This is a genomic window from Alkalibacterium sp. m-11, assembly GCF_054658155.1.
Map to the genome: position 1 here is coordinate 1 of NZ_BAAGIR010000148.1, position 4,355 is coordinate 4,355.

Here is a 4,355-nt window from a genome sequence, read left to right on the forward strand (position 1 = left end):
CATCGGGCACTTACAACGAAAAGACTCTACCAGTGGGGTTTAGTTTCACTAAACCAACTGGCAGAGTCTGCTTACTTAAGATATTGAACCGCCGTATACGGAACCGTACGTACGGTGGTGTGAGAGGACGGTAAATAAATTAATTATTTACCCCCTACTCGATTCACCTGCAGATGAGCATACTGTATTTGAATCAGGAAACAAGCTAGGTATCTTTGAATTGGATGGTGTAACAATAGGCGTTGCGACTTGTTATGATTTAAGGTTTGTAGAGTGGATAAGAATGATGGCTTTAAAAGAGGTAGAAATCTTATTTGTTCCTGCAGCCTGGCCCCACCCGAGATCAGAAGTTTGGCAGGCACTGCTTAAAGCTAGGGCAATCGAAAACCAGTTTTTTGTTGTGGGTGTAAATAGTGTCGGAAAAACAGATCAACTGTCGTTCTGCGGACACTCAACTATATATGATCCACTAGGACAAGTGCTGGCTGGCTCAGGAGAAGATGAATTAATACTGACAGCTGATCTTGATTTGTCACAACTGCGTACGGTACGGGATGATATTGGGGTCTTCAGAGACAGACGCCCTGATTTATATAAATAAGGCGGAAGCTGACTAGGCGCCAGCTGAAAGCATTGTAAGTAATGAGCAGTTATCGTTAAGGCGGATTCTCGGTGCTTTCACTTTATAATGCTTTTGGAACCAACTGAGTGTGTGAAAGCTTGTCGAGTGCGTAGTAAGACGAGGCTTAGAACCAACCCAATGAAGAAAACTTACCGAGTTACCCGCCCCATTCATCTAAACCAAAAATCAAAGCTCTAAAAAGGAAAAACCGTTGAGCCACGGACAGATCATCCACGACTCGACGGTTTTTTTTATTAGATAAGATTCTCTCCAGTCGTAAGTCATAATTCTTTAGAGAACACTTACCTTTGAGTTCCAAATAACTGAGTTGCGTAAAGGAATTCCCCGTCATAGTGTACACCGACTCCAATTTCTTCAAAATCAGGACGGATCATATTCTCATAATGTCCTTCACTTTCGACCCAGCCGTTAAAAATCAGTTCAGCCATTTCTTCATCACTCAGATAATGAGTGGCCATACCTAAGTTTTCACCGGCGACTCTGTAAGGGTAGTGAATGCCTTCCTCATCAAAAACGGCAAAGGCATCAGACCCGTCTGGTCGTGTATGAGAAAACAGTTCCTCTGTTTCGATTGCTCGAATGGTAGCTGCCGATCGAAGCATATCATTGCTGGTCAGCGTTCCGACTCCCTGCTCGTCACGAAGTTCATTGACTAGACGGATGATAGTATTCTCGATAAGGTCCACATCGATATCATTAGCCTGATCACTGGAAACGGAAGGAGCTTCCAGTTCTTCGTCGTTAGAACTGGAAGAGGGTAGAGTAAATGAATTATTTATAAAAGGGGTCTGGTCAAATGACAGATCAAGGCGGTCAAAGTCTCCCGAAGATGGAAGATAGCTGACGATGGTGTTCATCCAGTTTCCAACGGTCGTTCCATTTAGAATGCCGGATGTGCCCAGCCAGAAGCCTAAGATCAAGGTTATAGTCAGTACAAGCAGTTTTCTGATAAATGTCATAGTTTTCAACCTTTCTAGTCTAAAAGTATTGTATCAGAAAGCCAATTAACTAAAAAGAAAAAGTGTTTGATTTATTTGTGAAAAAGCTGATGTTATTTGCTTCATTTTACTCAAGGTGTTTTGTATAATAGAGAAGCTACTTACAGAAGGTTAGTTATATGAAAATAGGAGCGTAGCGACTATGAAAAATATGAATTCTGAACAAATGGGTACAATGCCGATCAACAAATTAGTCCTGACTTTGTCTCTTCCAATGATGCTGTCAATGTTTGTGCAATCACTTTATAGTGCAATAGACAGCATGTTCGTTGCACAGATCAGTGAAGAAGCACTGGCTGCTCTTTCACTTGCTTTTCCAGTGCAGATGCTAATGATTGCAATACAGATCGGCTCAGCCGTTGGGATGAATGCTGAACTGTCCAGACGTCTGGGAGAAGGGAAAAGAGGATTAGCTAGCGCAGCGGCCAACAATGGAGTATTTCTGTCTTTCTTCCATTACTTAATATTCCTCATTTTTGGTCTGTTCCTAGTCCGTCCATTTTTTGAAATGCAGACGGATAACGCGCAAATTATCGAGTATGGAATAGAGTACACATTCATTATCACTACTCTGTCGATCGGGAAGACGATGCAGATTATGTATGAACGAATCCTTCAGTCAACTGGACGAACATTTTATACTATGATTACTCAAGGGTCGGGAGCTATCTTGAACATTATTCTGGACCCTATACTAATTTTTGGACTGCTGGGTATGCCGGCTATGGGTGTGAGAGGTGCAGCCATTGCTACGGCTTTCTCTCAGATGATTTCCGCGCTGATGGCGTTTATCATAAATGCCAAAGTAAACTCAGATGTGGATATGGAATATAGAGGGTTTCGTCCTGATTTCAGCGTGATCAAGCGCATCTATTCAATTGGTGTCCCATCAATGGTAATGACCTCGATTACGTCAGTTGTTACTTTGATTTTCAACAATATTCTTCTGCAGTTCACATCTACAGCAGCCGCAGTTTATGGGGTCTATATACGAGTCCAAGGCTTTGCTTTCATGCCGGTCTTCGGTTTGAATAACGGGATGATCCCTATCGTTTCATATAATTTTGGTGCTAAGAATAAAGAACGTCTGACTCAGGCTATTAGGGTATCCATAATCTATGGGATAGGAATCATGCTGCTTGGCACCTTAATTATTCAAGTCTTTCCTGACCAGCTGCTGGCATTATTTAATGCCTCTGGAGAAATGCTTGAGATCGGACGAGCAGCGCTGCGCATCATCAGCTTAAGTTTTGTGTTTGCGGGTGTCAGCATCATGCTTGCCTCAGTCTTTCAGGCATTGGGCAATCCGATGTACAGTCTATGGATACAGGTCATCCGTCAGTTCATTGTCCTTGTACCCGTTGCCTATGCTCTGTCCTTAACAGGAGACGTTAATGCTGTATGGTGGTCAAAACTTATTTCAGAAAGCGTAACGATCGTACTGGCTTTAGTCACCATGCGCTATATTTACAATAAGAAAATTGAGTCATTGGACGATCTGGACCTCGAATCTGGAAGACGGCCTCTGAAGAAACAGGTCGCAACAGACAATCGATAACATAATTGGTCAACCCGTTACTAGTGAAATGGAGCTGCCGCAGGAAGGTTTCCTTTCTGATGGATTCTCCGGTTCAGTATAGACGGGTTTTTCTATTGCCTGAAAAGCGGAGTACAAGAAAAGAAGGATTTGCTAAAATCAGATAGCCTCAGATCCAGTCAGACAATAAGGAAAAACTATCAAGAATTTGATTAAATCTTTCTCTTTAGTTTATAAAAAATCGTCAGTCAAACCCCTCTACACCAGTATTTTCATTCCTCCGATAGCTAATGATCGATTTTTCACTCTGCTTTTTGTTAAACTGATAGAAAGTTCTCATGAAAATTTCATAAAACAATGAGCACAAAAGGAGAAGATGAAATGATTCCAAAGATTATACATTACGCATGGTTCGGGGGAAATGAGCTGGGTCCGCTGGAAGAGAAGTGTCTGGCTAGCTGGAAACGTTATTGTCCAGACTGGGAAATCAAGAGGTGGGACGAATCAAATTTCAACCCTGAGGATCACGGGATTTACACACAGCAGGCTTATGAAAGAGAAGAATGGGCATTCGTTTCTGATGTAGCCCGTTTACATGCCTTGAGAGAATACGGTGGGGTCTACTGTGACACGGATATGGAACTGATCAAGCCAATCGACAAATTTCGAAAGTTTCCTGCTTTCTTCAGTTTTGAAATTGAAACTGAGATCTCAACCGGAATCATTGGAGCAGAACCGCATCATCCATTTATAGAAGAACTCTACGATGATTATGACGGGAGAGAATTCATTCTTCCTGACGGATCGCGAGATGATAAGACGAACGTCATCCGGATTACAGAAATCATGACGGAACGCGGACTGAAGCCTGACAATACCTATCAGGAAGTTGAAGGATGCACCATCTTTCCTAGAGAATATTTCTCTCCTAAAGATTACTGGACCAGAGAAATCGATTCTACAAAAAACACACACGGCATCCATCAGTTTACTGGAAGCTGGTTATAATAAGAAAGCGAGCCGGGACCTTGGAGTTCCGGTTCTTTTTTCGTGCGCCCGGCATGGGCGACAACTTGGTGGTGAAAGTCCACTACAGACTTGGCAGTAGGAACTGTTAGCGAAAGACAAGGGTGTCCGCCGTGAGGCGGAATCTGAAGGAAGTCGGACGCAAATGCTT

Annotated in this window: 5 protein-coding genes; 3 read left to right on the top strand and 2 right to left on the bottom strand. The window is 42.7% G+C overall.

Going from position 1 to position 4,355, the window contains the following annotated elements; all coding sequences use genetic code 11:
• The first annotated feature begins 145 nt into the window (after positions 1-145).
• The gene (locus tag ACYQ2O_RS10705; protein WP_459796596.1) at positions 146-601 is read left to right on the top strand and encodes a nitrilase-related carbon-nitrogen hydrolase; all 456 of its coding nucleotides are present in this window, start codon (positions 146-148) and stop codon (positions 599-601) included.
• Positions 602-924: 323 nt separating this feature from the next.
• Here the strand turns inward: ACYQ2O_RS10705 and ACYQ2O_RS10710 are convergent, their stop codons facing one another.
• Complete coding sequence (locus ACYQ2O_RS10710) at positions 925-1,602, bottom strand: CAP domain-containing protein (protein ID WP_459796591.1); 678 nt, start codon at positions 1,600-1,602, stop codon at positions 925-927.
• 181 nt (positions 1,603-1,783) lie between these two features.
• Here ACYQ2O_RS10710 and ACYQ2O_RS10715 point away from each other — a divergent pair, with 181 nt between their 5' ends.
• Both ACYQ2O_RS10715 and ACYQ2O_RS10720 read left to right on the top strand, forming a co-directional pair.
• Entirely contained in the window at positions 1,784-3,199 is a 1,416-nt protein-coding gene (locus ACYQ2O_RS10715) for an MATE family efflux transporter (protein WP_459796593.1), read from the top strand.
• 336 nt (positions 3,200-3,535) lie between these two features.
• Positions 3,536-4,186 carry a glycosyltransferase family 32 protein gene (locus tag ACYQ2O_RS10720; protein ID WP_346024493.1) on the top strand — a complete coding sequence of 217 codons (651 nt, stop codon included), beginning with the start codon at positions 3,536-3,538 and terminating at the stop codon, positions 4,184-4,186.
• On the opposite strand, the gene ACYQ2O_RS10725 is transcribed toward ACYQ2O_RS10720, so the two are convergent.
• A partial coding sequence (locus ACYQ2O_RS10725) for a hypothetical protein (protein WP_459796595.1) occupies positions 4,162-4,355 on the bottom strand: 194 nt, incomplete at its 5' end. The genes ACYQ2O_RS10720 and ACYQ2O_RS10725 overlap by 25 nt on opposite strands.